Annotated in this window: 16 protein-coding genes; 9 read left to right on the forward strand and 7 right to left on the reverse strand. The window is 72.8% G+C overall.

All coding sequences use genetic code 11. The features are described 5' to 3' along the window. Positions 1–14: 14 nt before the first annotated feature. A complete protein-coding gene (locus tag JNK12_01345; GenBank protein MBL8774537.1) occupies positions 15–1,226 on the reverse strand; it encodes a cardiolipin synthase B in 1,212 nt (403 codons plus the stop codon). Between the two features lie 153 nt (positions 1,227–1,379). Between JNK12_01345 and JNK12_01350 the strand changes: the two genes are divergently transcribed. The 4 genes from JNK12_01350 (at position 1,380) to treY (ending at position 7,039) form a co-directional block, all read left to right on the forward strand. After that, positions 1,380–2,072 carry an SIMPL domain-containing protein gene (locus JNK12_01350; protein MBL8774538.1) on the forward strand — a complete coding sequence of 231 codons (693 nt, stop codon included), beginning with the start codon at positions 1,380–1,382 and terminating at the stop codon, positions 2,070–2,072. 73 nt (positions 2,073–2,145) lie between these two features. Then, entirely contained in the window at positions 2,146–2,466 is a 321-nt protein-coding gene (locus JNK12_01355) for a hypothetical protein (protein ID MBL8774539.1), read from the forward strand. An 11-nt stretch (positions 2,467–2,477) separates the two neighbouring features. Beyond that, a complete protein-coding gene (glgX, locus tag JNK12_01360) occupies positions 2,478–4,586 on the forward strand; it encodes a glycogen debranching protein GlgX (GenBank protein MBL8774540.1) in 2,109 nt (702 codons plus the stop codon). Positions 4,587–4,594: 8 nt separating this feature from the next. Beyond that, positions 4,595–7,039 carry a malto-oligosyltrehalose synthase gene (gene treY, locus JNK12_01365; GenBank protein ID MBL8774541.1) on the forward strand — a complete coding sequence of 815 codons (2,445 nt, stop codon included), beginning with the start codon at positions 4,595–4,597 and terminating at the stop codon, positions 7,037–7,039. Positions 7,040–7,073: 34 nt separating this feature from the next. Here treY and treZ read toward each other — a convergent pair whose 3' ends face one another. Together treZ and JNK12_01375 are read right to left on the reverse strand one after the other, a co-directional pair. Further along, complete coding sequence (gene treZ / locus JNK12_01370) at positions 7,074–8,936, reverse strand: malto-oligosyltrehalose trehalohydrolase (GenBank protein MBL8774542.1); 1,863 nt, start codon at positions 8,934–8,936, stop codon at positions 7,074–7,076. 50 nt (positions 8,937–8,986) lie between these two features. Then, positions 8,987–9,259, reverse strand: coding sequence for a hypothetical protein (locus JNK12_01375; protein MBL8774543.1), 273 nt, complete (start codon positions 9,257–9,259; stop codon positions 8,987–8,989). 147 nt (positions 9,260–9,406) lie between these two features. Between JNK12_01375 and JNK12_01380 the strand changes: the two genes are divergently transcribed. Beyond that, positions 9,407–10,402 (forward strand): 1-acyl-sn-glycerol-3-phosphate acyltransferase, encoded by a 996-nt coding sequence (locus JNK12_01380; protein MBL8774544.1) that lies wholly within the window; start codon positions 9,407–9,409, stop codon positions 10,400–10,402. Positions 10,403–10,474: 72 nt separating this feature from the next. Beyond that, entirely contained in the window at positions 10,475–11,299 is an 825-nt protein-coding gene (locus JNK12_01385) for a hypothetical protein (protein ID MBL8774545.1), read from the forward strand. 30 nt (positions 11,300–11,329) lie between these two features. On the opposite strand, the gene JNK12_01390 is transcribed toward JNK12_01385, so the two are convergent. From JNK12_01390 to JNK12_01400, 3 genes are all read right to left on the reverse strand, one after another. Then, positions 11,330–12,007, reverse strand: coding sequence for a response regulator transcription factor (locus JNK12_01390; GenBank protein ID MBL8774546.1), 678 nt, complete (start codon positions 12,005–12,007; stop codon positions 11,330–11,332). Between the two features lie 102 nt (positions 12,008–12,109). Then, positions 12,110–12,607: a metallophosphoesterase family protein gene (locus JNK12_01395; protein MBL8774547.1), complete on the reverse strand. Its 498-nt coding sequence runs from the start codon at positions 12,605–12,607 to the stop codon at positions 12,110–12,112. Positions 12,608–12,621: 14 nt separating this feature from the next. Continuing rightward, on the reverse strand, positions 12,622–13,107 hold the full coding sequence (locus tag JNK12_01400) for a carbonic anhydrase (GenBank protein ID MBL8774548.1): 486 nt from the start codon (positions 13,105–13,107) through the stop codon (positions 12,622–12,624). A gap of 109 nt (positions 13,108–13,216) precedes the next feature. Here JNK12_01400 and JNK12_01405 point away from each other — a divergent pair, with 109 nt between their 5' ends. The 3 genes from JNK12_01405 to JNK12_01415 all read left to right on the forward strand — a co-directional run bounded on the left by JNK12_01405 (position 13,217) and on the right by JNK12_01415 (position 17,692). Then, positions 13,217–13,633, forward strand: coding sequence for a cupin domain-containing protein (locus JNK12_01405; protein MBL8774549.1), 417 nt, complete (start codon positions 13,217–13,219; stop codon positions 13,631–13,633). Between the two features lie 77 nt (positions 13,634–13,710). Next, positions 13,711–14,943 carry a saccharopine dehydrogenase NADP-binding domain-containing protein gene (locus tag JNK12_01410; GenBank protein MBL8774550.1) on the forward strand — a complete coding sequence of 411 codons (1,233 nt, stop codon included), beginning with the start codon at positions 13,711–13,713 and terminating at the stop codon, positions 14,941–14,943. Positions 14,944–14,995: 52 nt separating this feature from the next. Further along, entirely contained in the window at positions 14,996–17,692 is a 2,697-nt protein-coding gene (locus tag JNK12_01415; GenBank protein MBL8774551.1) for a GNAT family N-acetyltransferase, read from the forward strand. 21 nt (positions 17,693–17,713) lie between these two features. Here JNK12_01415 and JNK12_01420 read toward each other — a convergent pair whose 3' ends face one another. Beyond that, a complete protein-coding gene (locus JNK12_01420) occupies positions 17,714–18,640 on the reverse strand; it encodes a CHAD domain-containing protein (protein MBL8774552.1) in 927 nt (308 codons plus the stop codon). Positions 18,641–18,689: the final 49 nt, after the last annotated feature.

Consider the following 18,689-nt stretch of genomic DNA (forward strand, 5'->3'; position numbering starts at 1 on the left):
AGTCGCCGGGTGCGTCAGGTCTGCGGCCGCAGCGGCGCGAGCACTGCTTCGGCGACGCGCTGGGTGAGCGCCCGCTGCTCCCAACGCCCCGGCTCGATGCGCGTGCTGCGCTCGAGGTCCTCGTCGAACTGGCGGTCCAGCTCGGCGGTGACGTCGGGGTCCAACACGACGAGGTTCACCTCCTCGTCGCGGGCCACCGATCGTGCGTTCAGGTTGGCGGAGCCGATGTTGGCCACGATGCCGTCCACCGTCATGACCTTGGCGTGCAGCATCGACGGCTGGAAGTGCCAGATGTCGATGCCGTGCCCGATGAGCTCCTCATAGGCGCCCTGCCCGGCGAGCTGGACGAAGCGCTTGTCGATGTGGGGCCCCGGCAGCAGGATCTCGATCTCGACGCCCCGGTCCGCCGCGGCGCAGAGGCGGCGGCGGATCTCGGCGTCGGGCACGAAGTAGGCGGTTGCGATGCGGACGCGATGGACCGCGAGCTCGACGAGCGCTCGAAAGAGGATGTCGATGTCGCTCCAGCCCGTCTCCGCCGCCCCCCGGACGCACTGCACCACCGACGAGCCCTGCTGGGGTTGCTCGGGGAAGGTGTCGACGTCACTGAAGAGCTCGGGTGTCGTCTCGCTCCAGTTGTCGAGGAAGGCGGCGCGGAGGCCGTCGAACGCGGGGCCGCTGACGCGGAAGTGGGTGTCCCGCCACTCGCCGTCGTCCCGGGCGTCACCCGTCCACTCGTCGGCGATGCCCACCCCGCCGGTGAATCCGACGGCCTCGTCGACGACCAGGACCTTGCGGTGGGTGCGGTGGTTGACCTCGAGGGGCCGGAACCGGTGGAGTGGCCGGAACCAACGGACGTCGACGTCGGCATCCTCCATGTCGTCGAGGAGGCGGCGGTCCATGGTCCTCGCCCCCAGCGCGTCGAGCAGGACCCGCACGCGGACGCCCTCGTTCGCTCGGGCACACAGGCGGTTGGCCAGCTCCTCGCCGACCTTCCCCTCCCAGTACACGAAGGTCAGGAAGTCGATCGTGCGCTCCGCGGCGTCGATGGCCTCGAACATCGCCGGGAAGATCTCGTCACCGTTGCGCAGGATCTCGATGCGGTTGCCCTCCGTGGCGGGTGTGCCAAGGATCCCCTCGAGGTGCCGGCGGAAGCGCCGGGCCGCGGGGTCTGCGTCGCCCCGGTCGATCGGCGGCGCCGGACGGCGCCCGTCCTCGACCGCGCTCATCTGGTTCGCGCCCCGTGCATCTCGGCTCCTCCCGATGGGGACCGCCCCTGGCCCCGGCATCGCCTCTTAACCATCCTCCCGTGGAGTCAGAACCGCGCGCAGGACCAGCCGTTGCCTTCCCCGGCCCGTCGGAGCCACCACTACGGTGCTGCCATGGGCGACGCCACCGGAACTGCCGTCACCGGGCCACTCGTGACCGTTCGAGGGGAGGCTGTCGCGGAGGTGCCGCCCGAGTTGGCGCAGGTCGCCGTCGCCGTCGTCGCCCGCGACCGTGACCGCGACCGGGTCGTGCGGGACCTCGACGAGCGCGCTCGCGCCGTCGACGCCGTGCTCGACCGGTTCGCCGACGCCGTCGAGCGGGTCGAGACCGACACGGTCCGGGTGACCCCGCAGTTCGCCTCCAGCAAGCCTCGGGAGAAGGTGTCCGGCTACGAGGGCAGCGTGCGGCGCACGGTCGTCGTCCACCGCTTCGAGGTCCTGGGCGACCTGCTGGCGCTGCTGAGCGGCGTCGAGCTCACGACGGTCACCGGCCCGTGGTGGTCGCTCCGCCCGCAGAGCGAGGCGGTGCGGGCCGTGCGGGTGGCGGCGGTCCACGACGCGGTCCGACGGGCCCGCGAGTACGCGGGTGCTTTGGGAGCGACGCTCCTGACCCTCGAGGAGTTGGCCGACAGCGATCTGCTGTCGGCGCCGGAGCCCCGGCCCATGGCGGTGGCCGGGGCGGCCGCGCAGGCGTTCCGGGGTGCGCCCGCCCCCGAGACGTTCTCGTTCGACCTCACCCCGGCGCCCCAGGTGGTCCACGCCGCCGTCGAGGCCCGCTTCCGCGCCACGGCTCCCGACCTCGGCTGAGGGTCGGGCCCGAGCCCGCGTCACCCTCCTGACACCGGGGCATCTTCGCCACCGCTCGGGGTAGGGCAGGCCCATGATCACCTCCGACGTCGACGCGGGGCCGGTGCCGGAGGACAACCTCCCGGGGCACCATCCCGACCACGAGCAGGACAAGCCCGACCTGACGGCGGTGGCCGAGCGACTCGGCACCGTTCCTCCCGGCGCCCGAGCGAGCGAGGGTCGCGAGCACGAGGCTGGGGACGAGGACCGATCGCTCCTCGAGGTCGTCGAAGCCGGCGTCGTGGCGGGCGTGGGTCTCGGCGCCGGCCTGGCTCGTGCCGGCGTTGCCGCCGGCACGGTGGTCGCCGGTGCGGCCGTGCGCCAGGCGGGCCGGCGCATCGGGCTGTCCCGCTGAGCGCGGCGCACGTGGAGGTCTGGCCGGGCGCCCCCTTCCCCCTGGGGGCGAACCACGACGGCGCGGGGACGAACTTCTCGGTCTTCTCGGAGATCGCGGATCGGGTGCAGCTGTGCCTGTTCGACGAGGACGGCACCGAGGAGCAGGTCGAGCTGGTCGAGGTGACGGCGCACTGCTGGCACGGGTACCTGCCGAACGTCGGGCCCGGCCAGCGGTACGGCTACCGCGTGCACGGTCCGTGGTCGCCCGAGGAGGGCAAGCGGGCGAACCCCGCCAAGTTGCTGGTCGATCCCTACGCCACGGCGCTCGACGGTGAGCTCGAGTGGTGCGACGCCGTCTTCCCGTACCGGCTCGACGACCCGGACGGGCCGCCCAGCGATCTCGACAGCGCCGCCTGCATGCCGAAGAGCGTGGTCACCAGCCCCTACTTCGACTGGGCCGAGGACCGGCACCCCCGCACACCCTGGCACGAGACCGTGGTCTACGAGGCGCACGTGAAGGGGCTGACCCGCACGCACCCCGACGTCCCGCCCGCGTTGCGGGGCACGTATGCCGGCGTGGGCCACCCTGCGGTGATCGAGCACCTGCGCTCGCTCGGGGTGACCGCCCTCGAGCTGCAGCCGGTCCACCAGTTCGTGAGCGAGCACCACCTCGTCGAGCGCGGGCTCAGCAACTACTGGGGCTACAACTCGATCGCCTACCTCGCCCCCCATGCGGCGTACGCCAGCACCGACCAGGTCGGGGGAGCGGTGCACGAGTTCAAGCAGATGGTGCGCTCCCTCCACGACGCCGGCATCGAGGTGATCCTCGACGTCGTCTACAACCACACCGCCGAGGGCAACCAGATGGGCCCCATGCTCTCCCTCAAGGGACTGGACAACGCCCACTACTACCGGCTCAGTCCCGAGGACCAGCGGTACTACGTCGACTACACGGGCACGGGAAACACGCTCAACATGCGGAGCCCCCACGTGCTGCAGCTGATCATGGACAGCCTGCGGTACTGGGTGCTCGAGATGCACGTGGACGGTTTCCGGTTCGACCTGGCGGCGACGCTGGCACGCGAGCTCCACGACGTCGATCGGCTCGCCGCCTTCTTCGACCTCATCCAGCAGGACCCCGTCATCAACCAGGTGAAGCTGATCGCCGAGCCGTGGGACGTGGGTGAGGGCGGCTACCAGGTGGGGAACTTCCCGCCGCTGTGGTCGGAGTGGAACGGCAAGTACCGCGACACGGTCCGTGACTTCTGGCGGGGTGAGGGCGAGACGCTCGCCGAGTTGGCCTCCCGGCTCTCGGGCAGCTCGGACCTGTACGAGGACACCGGCCGGCGCCCCTACGCCTCGGTCAACTTCGTCACCGCCCACGACGGCTTCACCCTGAACGACCTCGTCTCCTACGACGAGCGCCACAACGAGGCCAACGGGGAGGACAACAACGACGGCGAGTCCCACAACCGGTCGTGGAACTGCGGGGTCGAGGGCCCCACCGACGACCAAGAGGTCCTCACGTTGCGGCGGCGGCAGCGCCGGAACCTCCTCGCCACGCTGTTCCTGTCCCAGGGCGTGCCCATGCTGTTGTCCGGTGACGAGCTCGGCCGGACCCAGGGCGGCAACAACAACGGGTACTGCCAGGACAACGAGGTGTCGTGGCTCGACTGGGAGGCCGTCGACGAGGACTTGCTCGCGTACACGCAGCGGCTGTCGGCGCTCCGCCACGACCACCCGACCTTCCGCCGCCGGCGGTGGTTCGAGGGCCGCACCGTCGAGGGGCGCCCCGTCGACATCGACTGGTACCGACCGGACGGTCGCAAGATGGCGCGAGCGGACTGGGACGCCGGGTTCGCTCGGTCCGTGGGTGTCCTCTTGAACGGCGATGCCATCGCTGCGCCGGGCCCGCGTGGCGAGCAGGTGGTCGACGACGACTTCTTCGTGGCCCTGAACGCGTCCGACGAGGCCCTCACGGTGCGACTGCCGCGGGCGGCGCGTGCCGGAGAGTGGGTCGCGGCGCTGGACACCTGCGACGAGCGGGGCGACGGGAACGGGCGCTGCGTGCGGCCCGGGGACGACGTGCGCGTCGACGCCCGCTCCGTCCTGCTCCTGCGTCGGCCGCGGGCCGACTGAGGCCCTCGGTGCCGCGCGACCCCGAACCCGCCGCGACGTACCGCCTGCAGCTCGGGCCCGATCGGGACCTGGACGGCGCGGCCGCCCTCGTGCCCTACCTCGCGGCCCTGGGCGTCAGCCACCTCTACCTGTCGCCGCTCTTCGAGGCGGTGCCGGGCAGCACCCACGGCTACGACGTGACCGACCCCACCCGGGTGCGTGCCGAGCTCGGCGGCCGGCCCGCGCTCGACCGGTTGCGCGCGGTGCTGGACGACCATCGGATGGGCCTCCTCCTCGACATCGTTCCGAACCACCAGGCGGCCCATGCGGACAACCCGATGTGGTGGTCCCTGCTCCGGGACGGGCCGGAGGGGCCCGCCGGCGCGGTCTTCGACGTCGACTGGCGGGGCGGGCCGGAGCACCCCGCGGGCACGATGCTGCTGCCGGTGCTCGGCGAGCCGCTCGAGGAGGCGGTGGCGAGCGGGGCGCTGAGGGTCGACACGCACGGCGGCGAGGTGGTGCTCCGCCACCACCGCCAGCGGTTCCCCCTCCGACCGGGCTCCGCCCCGGTCGGGTCGGACCCGGACGCGATGCTCTGCTCGCTGGAGCAGCAGTGGTACCGGCTCGCGGACTGGCGCACGCACGCCGATGAGGTGTCCCACCGGCGGTTCTTCGACGTCGACGACCTCGTGGGCGTGCGGGTCGAGGACGCGGACGTGTTCGAGCGGACCCACGCGCTGGTCATCGACCTCGTTCGGAGCGGGGTCGTCCAGGGGCTGCGGGTCGACCACATCGACGGGCTGGCCGACCCCGCGGGCTACCTCGAGCGCCTGGCCGCCGCCACCGATGGCGTCTGGGTGGTGGTCGAGAAGATCCTCGAGCACGGGGAACGGCTCCCGCCGGGGTGGCTGGTCGACGGCACGACCGGCTACGAGGTCGGGGCGCTGATCTCCGACCTCCTCCACGATCCGCAAGGCGCGTCAGGACTCGAAGCTCTCTTCGCCGAGGTCACGGGTTCGGACCGTCGTTGGCCGGACGAGGTGACGCGAGGCAAGCAGGACGTGCTCGACCGGCTGTTCCGCCCGGAGCACCGCCGCCTCACCCGCCTCGCCACGGCGGCGTTGGGTGTGGTCGATGAAGCCGCCGTCTCCGACGCGATCGGCGCGCTCGTCGTCGGCCTGGACAGGTACCGCACGTATCCGCCGCCCAGCGGGCCGATGTCCGCCGCCGAGGCGGGAGTGCTCCTGGCCGCCGCCGACCGGGCCCGGGCGACGGCGGTCGATCGCGCCACCTGCATCGACGAGCTCGCGGCGCTGCTCGTGGACGGCGGCGGTGACGCTGCGGGGCTCGAGCTCCGCCGCCGGTACAACCAGGCGACCGGGGCGGTGACGGCCAAGGGGGTCGAGGACACCGCGTTGTACCGCTGGGCGGCCCTGCCCGGCGCCGGCGACGTCGGCGCTCCGCCCCACCCGTTGGGGCGGTCGCTGAGCGAGTTCCACGCGGGCGCCGAGCGGTCCACGTCCTGGCCCGGCGGGCTGGTGGCCACGTCGACCCACGACAGCAAGCGCAGCGAGGACGCCCGCGCCCGCCTCGCCGTGCTCGGTGAGGTGGGGGAGGAGTGGTCGACCGTCGTGCGGCGGTGGTTCGGGCGTCTGGCCGAGTACCCGCCCGGCGAGGGGGCGCCGCCGGACGCCCTCGCCGCCCTGGTGCTCGTCCAGACGCTGGTCGGCGGATGGCCGCTGGACGAGGAGCGGGCGCAGGGCCACCTCGCGAAGTCGATGCGCGAGGCGAAGCTGGCCACGTCGTGGACCGACCCGGACGAGCGGTACGAGCGGGCCGTGGAGGCCATGGTGGCCGCCGCCTTCGGGGATCGAGCCCTGATGGCCGAGGCGGCTTCCTTCGTGGAACGCCTGGAGGTGCCGTCCAGGGTGAACTCGCTCGCCGAGGTGCTCCTGAAGATGACACTGCCCGGGATCCCCGACCTGTACCAGGGCAACGAGCTCTGGCGTCACGACCTCACCGATCCTGACAACCGCCGACCGGTGGACTTCGAGCGGCGGCGCGAGCTGCTCGACGGTGTGCGCTCGGCAGGGGCGGGGTCTCTCTGGCCCGACGACGGTTCCGGCCGGGCCAAGCTCTGGCTGTGCTGGCGGGCGCTCCAGGTCCGTGGCCGCCACCCTGACGCCTTCATCGGACGGTACGCGGCACTCCCCGTGGAGGGGGAGGCGGCGGACCACCTGGTGGCCTTCGTCCGCGGGGATCAGGTGGTCACCGTCGTCCCTCGCTTCCCGGTCCGCCTGGAGCGCGACGGGGGTTGGCGCGGCACCACCATCCGACTGCCCGCCGGCCGGTGGGCGGACGGCCTCGACGAGATCGACGGAACGGACCATGACGGCGTCGTGGCGGTGGCGGAGCTGCTCCGCTCCTTCCCGGTGGCGCTGCTCGTGCGCCGGCCGGGACCTGCGGCCGGCTGATCGGCTGCTGCCCGCCTCCGAGTCCGGTGGGTGCTCAGGGATCGTCGCGTCGCAGGAGGACCGCCGCAGGAGCGGGCAGGTGCCAGGGGTCTCCCGGGTGCGGCACCGGCGTGCCGCCGGGCCCGCCCCAGCGTGCATCAGCGGTGTCGAGCACGCAGAGCCACCGAGCCGATTCGTCCCCCGCTCCGGGCGGTGTGAGCCGGGCGCCGTCGGGCCGGAAGGCGACCAGCAGGGCGAGGTCGGGGAGGTCCGGACGGCCGTGCCAGGTGACGAGGAGCGAGCCGGGCGACGTGGCGGCGTCGACCGTCCCGGTGCCGGCCTGGGGGCGCAGCTCTCGACGGGCGCGCAGCAGGTCGCGGTGGAGCTCCCAGCGGGCGGCGCCGGTCCCCGAAGCGGCCCGTCGGTGGTCGAGCTTCGCGGACAGGAAGGTGGCCTCGGCCTGCGGGTCGGGCGGGGTCCCGCCATCGGCGAAGCCGGCGAACTCCTGCCGGCGCCCCCGCCGCACCGCCTCCACGAGGCCGGCGTCCGTATGGGAGACGAAGTAGGGGAACGGGGCCACCTCGGCGTGCTCGTCGCCCATGAACAGCAGTGGGATGGAGGGCGACAGGATCACCACCGCCGCCGCCACCCGGGCGAGGTCGGCGTCGACCTGTGTGGTGAGGCGGTCGCCGGTCGGCCGGTTGCCGATCTGGTCGTGGTTGGCCGAGAACACGACCATTCGGCCCGGGTCGACCTCGAGGTGGGGGTGCCCGAGCCGCGTCCCCCGCGAGGGAGCGAGGCGACCGTGGTGGGTGAAGCCCCCGAACGCGGCGGCGAGGTCCTCCGGTCGGTAGTCGCCGTAGTAGCCGCGGCGCTCGGCCGTGAGCGAGACGTGGAGCGCGTGGTGGAAGTCGTCGTTCCACTGGCCGTCGAGGCCCCACCCGCCCTCGCCCGCGGGACGGGTGAGCCGTGGGTCGTCCGAGGCCGACTCGGCGATGACGAGCACCGGGCGGCCCTCGCTCGTCGGCGTGCGGTGGAGCACCTCGGTGAGCTCCTCGACGTAGGGGTGGGCGCTGCTGTCCACGATCGCGTGGACCGCGTCCAGCCGGAACGCGTCGATGTGGGCGTGGACGGCGAAGAAGGTGGCGCTCTCCTGGAAGTAGCGGCGCACCCCGTCGCTCCCCGGACCGTCGAAGTTCAGGGCGTCACCCCACGGGGTCCGGTACCGGTCGGTGAAGTACGGCCCGTACCGCCCGAGCACGTTGCCCTCGGGGCCGAGGTGGTTGTGGACCACGTCGAGGCACACCGCCAGCCCGTGCCCGTGCGCGGCGTCGACGAGGCGGCGGAGGCCGTCGAGGCCCCCGTACGAGTCCTGTGCAGCGAACGGGAACACGCCGTCGTACCCCCAGTTCCGTCCGCCGGGGAACTGCGCCACAGGGAGGAGCTCCACCGTCGTGATCCCGAGGTCGACCAGGTGCTCGAAGTGGGCGGTGGCGGCGTCGAAGGTGCCGTCGCCGGTGAAGGTCCCGACGTGGAGCTCGTAGAACACCGAGTCCGCGAGACTGGGTGCGACGAAGGCGTGGTCGCTCCAGGCGAAGTCGGGGGTCACCACCGCCGACGACCCGTGGACGCCGTCGGGCTGAGCCATCGAGGCGGGGTCGGGCAGGGGCGGCGCGTCGTCGAGTCGGAACCGGTAGCGCGTGCCCGGCCCGGCCTCCTCGACGTGGAGCAGCCAGTGGCCCGGCTGGTCGGGGTCGAGCCCGAGGGGAAGCTCGTCGGGGTCGTCGGGGTGGTCAGGATCGTCGAGGACGAGCGACACTCGCTCGGCCGAGGGTGCCCAGAGGCGGAACCGCACGCCGCGGTCGGTCGCCCAGGCGCCGAGGAACGGCGCCGGGGTGGGGCGAGAACTCGTGGGCATCACCGCCGCCTACCCACGGCTCGCGCGGGGAGGAACCGGCGGGGGGTGGATCAGGCGGGCTGCCCGTGCAGTTCGGGGCCGGGGACCTGGCCGGTGCGCACCCATTCACGGGCGAGCGCGGCCTTCACCTGGACGAGGCGACGGACGTCGCGGGCGTCGATGTCGTACCGGTCGCGCCGATAGCTGGCGAGCGTGCCGGGCGTCCAGAGCTCGCCACGATGGGCTTCGAGGGCCAGGTACGCATCGCGCAGCTCGTCCTCACGGGGTTGTGTCTCGAGCCATTCGAGGAAGGACTGGTCGCTCCAGTCGGGGTGGAAGGTCATGTGGTCTCCGTTGACCGTCGTGTCGTCGTTGTCCTGTCGAGAGTACCGAATGCGGGTTTCGCCGCACCGGGGATTCCGGTGACGAAGCAATGAATTCCAAGCGAGCTGCGTGGGGACGCACGAGGGGACGGGTGGGACCATGAGGACGTGGCCCGTCGTGCGCTCACCGTGCCCGCGCTGCTCCTGGCCTGGCTGGCGACCGTCCTGCTGGCGCCGGCCGCGGTGCTGGTTGGGGCGATCGTGGATCTCGTCCGCCGCGACCACGGCACCCCGACGCTGCGCCTCGTGGCCTTCGCGGTCGTCTACCTGACCTACGAGGTCCTCGGCGTGGCCGGCGCCACGTGGCTGTGGTGCATGCGACCACTGCGGCGCGGGCGCTGGGAGGACGCCAACCGCCGACTCCAGCTGTGGTGGACCGCGGGGCTCGTGCGCGCGGCCCGGCCGGTCCTTGGCCTGCGCCTCGAGGTCGAGGTCGAGCACCTCGGCGCGCCGCCGGCGGCGCCGGTGGTGGTGGTGAGTCGCCACGTGAGCATCGTCGACTCGCTCCTGCCGGCGCAGGTCTTCGGGGTGCAGGGCGGGCTGCGGCTCCGCTACGTGCTCACCAGCGGCCTGCGCCTGGACCCGTGCCTCGACATCGTGGGCCACCGTCTGCCCAACCACTTCGTGGACCGGGGGAGCGAGGACTCCGCCGGCGAGGTGGCCGCGCTCGAGGCGCTCGCCGAGGGGATGGTGGCCGGCGACGCCGTCGTCATCTTCCCCGAGGGCGGCCTCTTCTCACCGGCCCGGCGCGATCGTGCCGAGGCGCGCCTCGACGAGCGAGGCTCGCCACGGGTGGAGGTGGCGAGGTCGTTGCGCCGTCTCCTCCCGCCTCGTCCCGCCGGGACCCTGGCGCTGCTGCGCGCCGCGCCGTCCGCCGACGTCGTCGGTTTCGCCCATCGCGGCTTCGAGCCGCTGTCCTCCCTCCGGAGGCTGTGGCGGGCGCTCCCGTTGGTGGACCCCGTCGAAGTCCGCGTCGTCCACCACCGGCGGGAGGACCTCCCCCGGGACGAAGCGGGGCTCGTGGCCTGGCTCGACGAGCAGTGGCTGGCGATGGACCGCTGGCTCGCCGCTGACCTCCCGGCGGATGTCGGCGCACGGGCGTGAGGTTGCCGGTTCGTCTATGATGTGACACAGCTGCTGCCACTTCTGGCGCCTGCTGCCACGGAAAGGACGACCATGGCGGTCAACCCGAACCTCACGATCCGCTACGCCGAGGTGGACCTCGATTACGAGCGCGTGCTCGCGGAGACGTCGCCTGAGGGCGACGGCCCGGTGTGGATGGTCAACTTCATGAAGTACCGGCCGGTCGCGGAGTACGTGGACGGACGGGCCACCGATCTCACCGGCGAGCAGGCCGACGACCAGTACGCGCCGTTCGAGGCGTTCGCGGAGGTCGGGGCGGACCTGGTCTTCCTCGCCGCCGTCGACACCCAGCTCCTCGGGGCCGACCCCGCCTGGGATCGCGTCGCGGTGGTGAAGTACCCCAACCGGCGGGCCTTCGTGGACATGACCCACCTGCGCTCGTTCGAGGAGAAGCACCCGCACAAGGACGCGGGCATGGAGCGCACGATCGTCGTCGGTGCGCGACCGACGGCCTGGCCGGCCCTGCCCGAGGATGCTCCGGCGTGGGAGTACGTGCCCCATCCGCCCACGCCGGACGATCCGCCCGTCGTGGTGCTCCACCTCCTGCGCTTCGCCGAGGATGCGTCGGCCCGCTCGTCGATGGAGGGCTACCAGGACGCGGCGGGCGCCGTGGCCGTGCCCCACGGCGTGCGCATCGCGGGATGGCTCGACGTCGAGGGGACGATCCTCGGGGACGGGCGGCGCTGGGACCAGGTGCGCTTCAACGCCTTCCCGAGCAAGGCGGCCTTCCTCGCCGTCGCCCTGGACCCGGACCGCCTCACCGCACAGGCCGAGCATCGTGAGCCGGCCATCGCCGACACGTACGCGCTCATCCTCCGCCCGCTGCTCGACCGCCTGGAGGAGTCCTTCGCCGGCTGAACCGATGGAGGCGCGGGCCGCCCCTGGCGATCAGGCCGGGCCGGAGGACGCGAGCAACCCTCGCCGCTGCGCGGTGACGACGGCCTCGAGGACGCTGTGGCTGTCGAGCTTGCGCAGGAGGCTCTTCACGTAGCCCCTGGTGGTGTGGACGCTGATCCCCAGGCGGTAGGCGATCTGCTTGGGGGGCACGCCGTCGCCGAGCAGGCTGAGCACGGTGAGCTCGCGGTTGGTCAGCACGACCGGTGAGTCGCCGGCCCGACCGCCCTCGACCAGGGTGGCCACACCGACGGGGGCGACGGGCATGGCGCTCGCAGATTCGCAGCGGACGTCGGTCAGGATGGACTCGAGAGGGTGGTCCTTGACGAGGAACCCGGAGGCGCCGGCCTCCGCGGCCCGGGCCATCAACGCGGCGTCGGTTCGACCGGTGAGGATGAGGACCTTCACCCGCGGGTGGTCGGCCTTGACCCGGCGGGTGGCTTCGATCCCGCAGGCGTCCGGGAGTTGGACGTCCATCAGCACGACGTCGGGACTCTCCTCCGCGACCATGGTGAGCGCGTCCCCCGCCGTGAGGGCGACCCCCACGCACTCGAGGTCGTCCTGGACGTCGAGCGCGAGCTGCAGCAGGTCCGAGAACGTGCGTTGGTCGTCGACGACGAGCACCCGTCTGGCCGGTGCCTCGTCCACCCCGTCGGTCACTGTTCTGGACATCCGGGCCCCGTTACCCACTCTGGGTGGCAGGCAGAACCGTCGGGGGAAAACGAATTGCCCCACTGGGCGCGAGGCCGCGCGTGGCGGGACCCGGGTGGGCGGTCAGGGCCCGGGAAGGGTCCTGATCAGGTGGTCCGTGATCCGTCCGTCGTCCACGTGCAGCAGTCCGTAGGTGCGGTGGGGGGCGCGGCGGCGTTCGGTGCAGCTCCCGGGGTTGAACAGCCGCTGTCCGTCCACGCCCTCCTCGTCGAGCGGCTGGTGCGAGTGGCCGAACACCACCACGTCGGCGTCGGGGAAGCGGCGGTGGAGGCGGGCCGCCCGCCCCTTGGTCGGGCCTGAGTCGTGCACGAGGGCGATGCGAACGCCCTCGACCTCCACCTCGTCCTGCTCCGGGAGCCGTGCCTCGAGGCCGTCGTCGTTGTTGCCGAGGACGGCCCGCAGCGGCGCACGCGCGGCCAGGTCGTCGAGGAGCGAGGCCGCCACCACGTCGCCGGCGTGGAGGATCAGGTGGGCCCGGTCGGCGGCGTCCCACACCTCGGCGGGCAGGTCGCGCCGGCGGTCGGCGCGCACGTGCGTGTCCGTCAGGACGAGGATCTCCACGGCCCGGTGTCCGGTCAGGCCGGGGTCAGGGCCCCGCTGCGCACGTCGAAGACGAAGCCGCCGACCTCGAGGTCCTCGGGGAGCAGGGGGCAGGTGCGGATGCGCTTCAGGTCCGCCGCCAGCGTCGCCTTCTGGTCCGTGCTCGCCAGGAACTCCCAGCTCGAGGCGTCCGTGTCGCGGAGGCCGCCGATCTTCTCGCGCAACTGGTCGTCGGTGGAGCCGACCATGGCGCACTCGGTGTGGGCCACGACGCAGACGCGCCGGACGTCGAGAAGGTTGGCGGCGAGCACCAGCGAGCGGAGCGCGTCATCGGTGACCCGGGCGCCGGCGTTGCGGATGATCTTGGCGTCACCGGCCGCGAGCCCCAGCATGCGCAACGGGTCGATGCGGGAGTCGATGCACGTGATCACGGCGAGCTCCCGGGCGGCCCGCCCGGCCATGCCCGTGTCGCGGAACTCTTCTTGATACCGCCGGTTGGCTTCGAGCAGGTCATCGAACATTGACGAAGAACATATCGTGTGTCGGGCGGTAGCACGAACACGGCGGTGGTCCCGGTGCCGCTGCCTCGCACCGCCGTGCGCGGGCTCGGCGCGCCCTACGCTCCCCGCCATGAGCCCAGAGACGGAGGCCGCCGCCCTCATCGCCGCACTCGGCCTCGAGCGTCACCCTGAGGGCGGCTGGTTCCGGGAGACCTGGCGTGACCCCGACGTCGACGGGGAGCGGGGGAGCGGGACGGCCATCTACTTCCTGCTCGGCGAAGGTGAGCGCTCGCACTGGCACCGGGTCGACGCCGTGGAGATCTGGCACCACTACCGCGGTGCACCGCTGGAGCTGTCCATCGGAGACGACGTGCCGGTGGTGCTCGGCCCCGACGTGCTCGACGGTCAGGTACCCCAGGCCATCGTGCCCGCCGGCGCGTGGCAGTCCGCCCGCTCGCTGGGCTCCTTCACGCTCGTGGGCTGCACGGTGTCCCCGGCGTTCCGGTTCGAGGGCTTCGAGCTGGCCCCGGAGGGCTGGTCGCCCTGACGCACCGCCTCGCGTAGCGTGCGCCTCCGGCGTCGACGCCCGCGACCGAGCGGGTGGGCCCTTCGGAGGGAAGGCACATGGGAGCGATCGTGGTGTTGGGCGGGGCGGGCGGTGTGGGCCGGGTGGCCACGGAGGCCCTCGCCCACGTGGCCGAGCTGGACGAGGTCGTCGTGGCCGACGTACGCCTGGACGCGGTCGAGGCGGTGGTGGCGGAGCTCGACGACGAGCGCTTTCGTCCCCTGACCGTCGACGTCACCGATACGCCGGGGCTGGCCGACGCCATCGCCGGGGCCGACGTCGTGTTGAACTGCGTCGGCCCCTTCTACCGTTTCGGGCCGCCCACCCTTGCCGCCGCGATCGCCGCAGGGGTCGGGTACGTCGACATCTGCGACGACCTGTCGGCCACCCGCGCCATGCTCGAGCTCGACGGCGCCGCCCGCGAAGCGGGGGTGACCGCGCTCATCGGCATGGGCAACTCGCCGGGCCTGGCCAACATCTTCGTGAAGCTGTGCGCCGAGCAGATGCTCGACGAGGTGACCGGCGTCGACATCATGCACATCCACGGCGGCGAGCCCGACGAGGGCCCGGCCGTCATCAAGCACCGTGTGCACGCGATGGTCAACGACGTGCCGCTCTTCGTGGACGGCGCCTTCGTGAACGTGCGCCAGCTCGGCGAGGACGGCGCCGCGTTCGTGCGACACGAGGACTTCCCGGGGCTGGGCACGTTCCCGGTGTTCCCTTACCCGCACCCCGAGACCATCACGTTGCCCACGACCTTCCCGACCCTGCGTCGCGCCACGAACCTCGGCGTCGTGTTCCCGCTGCCGTACTTCACGATGACGCAGGACCTCGTCCGCTCGGGCATGGGCGGTGAGGAGCCGGTGGACGTGCTCGGCCAGGAGCTCGCCCCCATCGACATGATGGTGGCGGTCCTGCGCCACGAGCGGCCCCGATTCCTGGCCGAGGCGGGGGTCACCGGCCCGGCCGGCGCGCTGCGCGTGGTGGTCGACGGGCGCAAGGACGGTGGTGACCACCGCTACGTGTGCACGCTGGCCTCGACCGACGAAGGCGCGGGGGAGGGCACCGGCATCCCTGCGGCGCTCGGCGCGGTGCTGCACCGCCGTGGTGCCCTCGAAGGTGGTCCCGGTGTGCACGCCCCCGAGGCCATCGTGCCCGTCAGCCCGCTCCTCGACCTCGCCGGCGTGGTGGTGCGCTCGATGGGGGTCGGCGGCGGCGAGGGCATGCCCCTGCTGATCGAGCACACCGCCCCCGACGGAACGGTGGAGCAGGTCCCGATGACGCTCGGGTGAACACCCAGTTTCGGGCGGTCGGGCTGCGCCCGGCGACCGTTAGGGTGCCGCGGTGGCTTCCGCGGACTACCCCGCCGAGTGGGAGACCGACGTGGTGTTGGCCGACGGTGCCACGTTGCACCTCCGGCCCATCCGCCCCGAGGACCGGGACGCGCTGAACGCGCTCTTCGGTCGCCTCTCCGAGGAGACCATCCAGTTCCGCTTCTTCACGCCCCTCAAGGAGCTGAGCGATGCCTGGCTGACCCGCCTCACCAACGTCGACTACGTCGACCGCATGGCGCTGGTCGGCGTGCTGGGCGACGACCTCGTGGCCGTCGGTCGCTACGACCGTCTGGACGAGCCCACACGCGCCGAGGTGGCCTTCACCGTCGAGGACGCCCACCAGGGCCGGGGCATCGGCACCCTGCTGTTGGAGCACCTGGCCCTCGCCGCCGGCGAGCGAGGCATCGACACCTTCACCGCCGAGGTGCTCACCGGCAACCGGCGCATGCTCGACGTGTTCCACGAGACCGCCTTCCCGATGAGCCAGCACTTCGAGGGCGGGGCCATCCACGTCGAGTTCCCCATCACGCCGACCGAAGCGGCGCTCGTGGCCCAGGACCGCCGGGAGCGCCTCGCCGAGGCCCGCTCGATGGAACGGCTCCTCGCCCCCCGGTCGATCGCGGTGGTCGGCGCCGGGCGCACGCCGGGGACGATCGGGCACGAGATCTTCCGCAACCTCGTGACCGGCAACTTCACGGGTCCCGTGTACCCGGTGAACCCGACGGCGCCGTCGGTGGCCGCGGTGCGCGCCTACCCGTCGGTGGTCGACATCCCCGGTGACGTCGACCTCGCGATCATCGCCGTTCCGGCCGAGTCGGTCGTCGACGTGGTGGCCGACTGCGCCCGCCGCCAGGTGCACGGCCTCGTGATCATCACCGCCGGCTTCGCGGAGTTCGACGGGGGCGGCGAGCGCCAACGCCAGGTGGTCGAGCTCGCCCGACGCAGCGGCATGCGCCTGATCGGCCCGAACTGCATGGGCGTGGTCAACACCAGCCCGGCCATCCGCATGAACGCCACCTTCGCGCCCTTCGCTCCGGCGGCAGGCCGTGTCGCGTTCGCGTCCCAGTCGGGGGCGCTCGGCATCGAGCTCCTGCACCGAGCCGGCAGCCTGGGGCTGGGGGTCTCCAGCTTCGTGTCCCTCGGCAACAAGGCCGACGTGAGCAGCAACGACCTCCTGCCGTACTGGCAGGAGGACCCCGAGACCGACGTGATCCTGCTCTACCTCGAGTCCTTCGGGAACCCACGCAAGTTCGGTCGCCTGGCGCGTGAGATCGCACGGACGAAGCCCATCGTCGCGGTGAAGGGCGGGCGGACTCCCACCGGGGTCCGGGCAGCCTCCTCCCACACCGCCGCGCTCTCCAGCCCGGACGCGACCGTCGGGGCCCTGTTCCGCCAGGCCGGCGTGATCCGGGTCGACACCCTCGAGCAGCTCTTCGACACCGCCCAGGTGCTGTCCCACCAGCCCTTGCCCGCAGGCCGCCGACTGGCCATCGTCAGCAACGGTGGCGGCCCCGCCATCCTGGCGGCCGACGCCTGCGAGAGCTTCGGGCTCGAGGTGCCCGAGCTGAGCGACGGGCTCCAGGCCGAGCTGCGGGCGCTGAGCTCACCCGAGGCCACGGTGCGCAACCCGATCGACCTCGTGGCCTCGGCCAGCGCCCATCACTTCGACGCCGCCCTGCGGGCGCTGTTGGCCTCCGACGAGGTCGACGCCGTCCTCGCCATCTTCGTCCCGCCGATGGTGACGAACACCGACGACGTGGCCCGGGCCATCGTCGGGGCGGCCGACGGCTCGAAGCCGGTCGTGGCCTGCTTCCTCGGCCAGGAGGGCGTGCCCGAGTCGCTGCGCGACGACGATCGGGCCATCCCGTCCTTCGCGTTCCCCGAGTCGGCGGTGCGCGCCATCGGACGGGTGGCCGAGCACGCGGCCTGGTTGCGTCGGGACCCGGGCATCGTGCCGGACCTGCCCGGGACCGACCCGGTCGCCGGGCGAGCGGTGGTCGAGTCCTTCCTCACCGCCCGGCCGGAAGGAGGTTGGCTGGACGCGGACGACGCTCTCGCCCTCGTGCGAGCGTTCGGCGTGCCCGTGGTGGACTCCCGCCAGGTGCACTCCGCCGACGAGGCCGTCGCCGCCGCCCGCGCCCTCGGGCTGCCGGTGGCGCTCAAGGCCGCCAGCGGCGCCATCGTGCACAAGACCGACGTCGGCGCGGTGCGCCTCGGCCTCGCGTCCGACGACGCCGTGCGTGATGCCTACGAGGCCATGGAGCGCCGGCTCGGCGCCGCCATGGGGGGCGGGATCGTCCAGCCGATGGCGGGCGCCGGCATCGAGGTGATCGTCGGCATCCTCCACGACCGGTCCTTCGGGCCGACCGTGGCGTTCGGCATGGGGGGCGTGCAGGCTGAGCTCCTGCGGGACACTGCGCTCCAGCTCGTGCCGGTCACCGACGCCGACGCCCGCGACCTGGTGCGGTCGCTGCGCCTGTCGCCGCTGTTCTTCGGCTACCGGGGTTCCGAGCCCGTGGACGTGGAAGCGCTCGAGGACCTCCTGCTGCGAGTCAGCCTGATCGCCGACCACCTGCCCGAGGTGGTCGAGCTCGACGCCAACCCGGTGGTCGTGTCCGCCGCCGGCGTCGCCGCCCTCGACGTGAAGGTGCGGGTCGAGCCGGCGCCGCCCAGCTACGAGGCGCGTCGGGCCCTCAGCCCACCCTGAGCACGGTTTGAGGGGAGCGCGTCAATCGGCGGGGAGATCGGGGTCGCCGTGCTCCCAGGCCCGCCAGTAGGCCTTCAGGCGGCGGGTGAAGGCCTTGGGGGACTCGGCGTAGACCTGCCCGCCGAGTCCGAACGCGTGGTGCTGGAGATCGGTGCGGGCACGGGAGGCCCGGTCGAGCGCCGGTCGCGCAGCGTCCTCGCCGCCGAAGGCCTCGGGGTCGACGCCGACGAGGTCCGACAGGACGGCGAGGTCGTGGTCGTCGCCGAGGTCCTCGGACAGCACGTGCAGCAGCTTCGCCTGCGGCCCGAGCACCGCCGGGGCCGCGGCCGCGACCAGGCGGGTGGCGTACCAGAGGTCCTTCTCGCGCTTGCGCCACTCGTGGAGGTCCTCGTCGTGCTCGGCCTTCGCCGCCTGGGTCATCGCGTCCCGGCCCCGCTCGTAGGTGGTGCGGGCACCCAGGAGGAGCACGTCGAGGTCGTCCTCGACGTCGCAGTCCACGACGATCTCGCGCACCGCCTCCAGCCCGGCCCGAGCGGCCTCGACCTTGTCGCCGCCGGTGGCGACGGCACGACTGGCCTCGTCGGCCCGCCGGGCCAGCTCGTCGCGCACCACGTCGAGGTCGTGGCGCTCGAGCTCGCCCGCGGGTGCGACGAGCAGCCGGTCGAAGGTTGCCAGCAGGGCGTGGGCGTCGCGGAACGAGGAGAGCTCGGCGGCCGCGTCCCGGGTCCCCTGGTTGACGGCGCGGAAGTCCGCCTTGGCCAATCCCGGGCGGACGAGGCGGGCCAGCCCCCGGACCTTCTTGCAGTGCTTGCGGGCACCGTGGACGGTCGCCTCCACCCCCAGAACGGTCGGGTCGGCCAGGCCGTCGAGGGCCTCGGTCAGCTCCTCGACGGCAATACGGCGGAACCCGTTGGCAACGCCCTCGCCGGCCTTCCACTGGTAGCTCACGGCTGGTCGCCCTCGCGCTCTGGTCGGATGTGTTGCAGGATCGGTGGGC

The sequence above is a fragment of the Acidimicrobiales bacterium genome (assembly GCA_016794585.1).
Classification (GTDB): Bacteria; Actinomycetota; Acidimicrobiia; order Acidimicrobiales; family DATDAH01; genus JAEUJM01.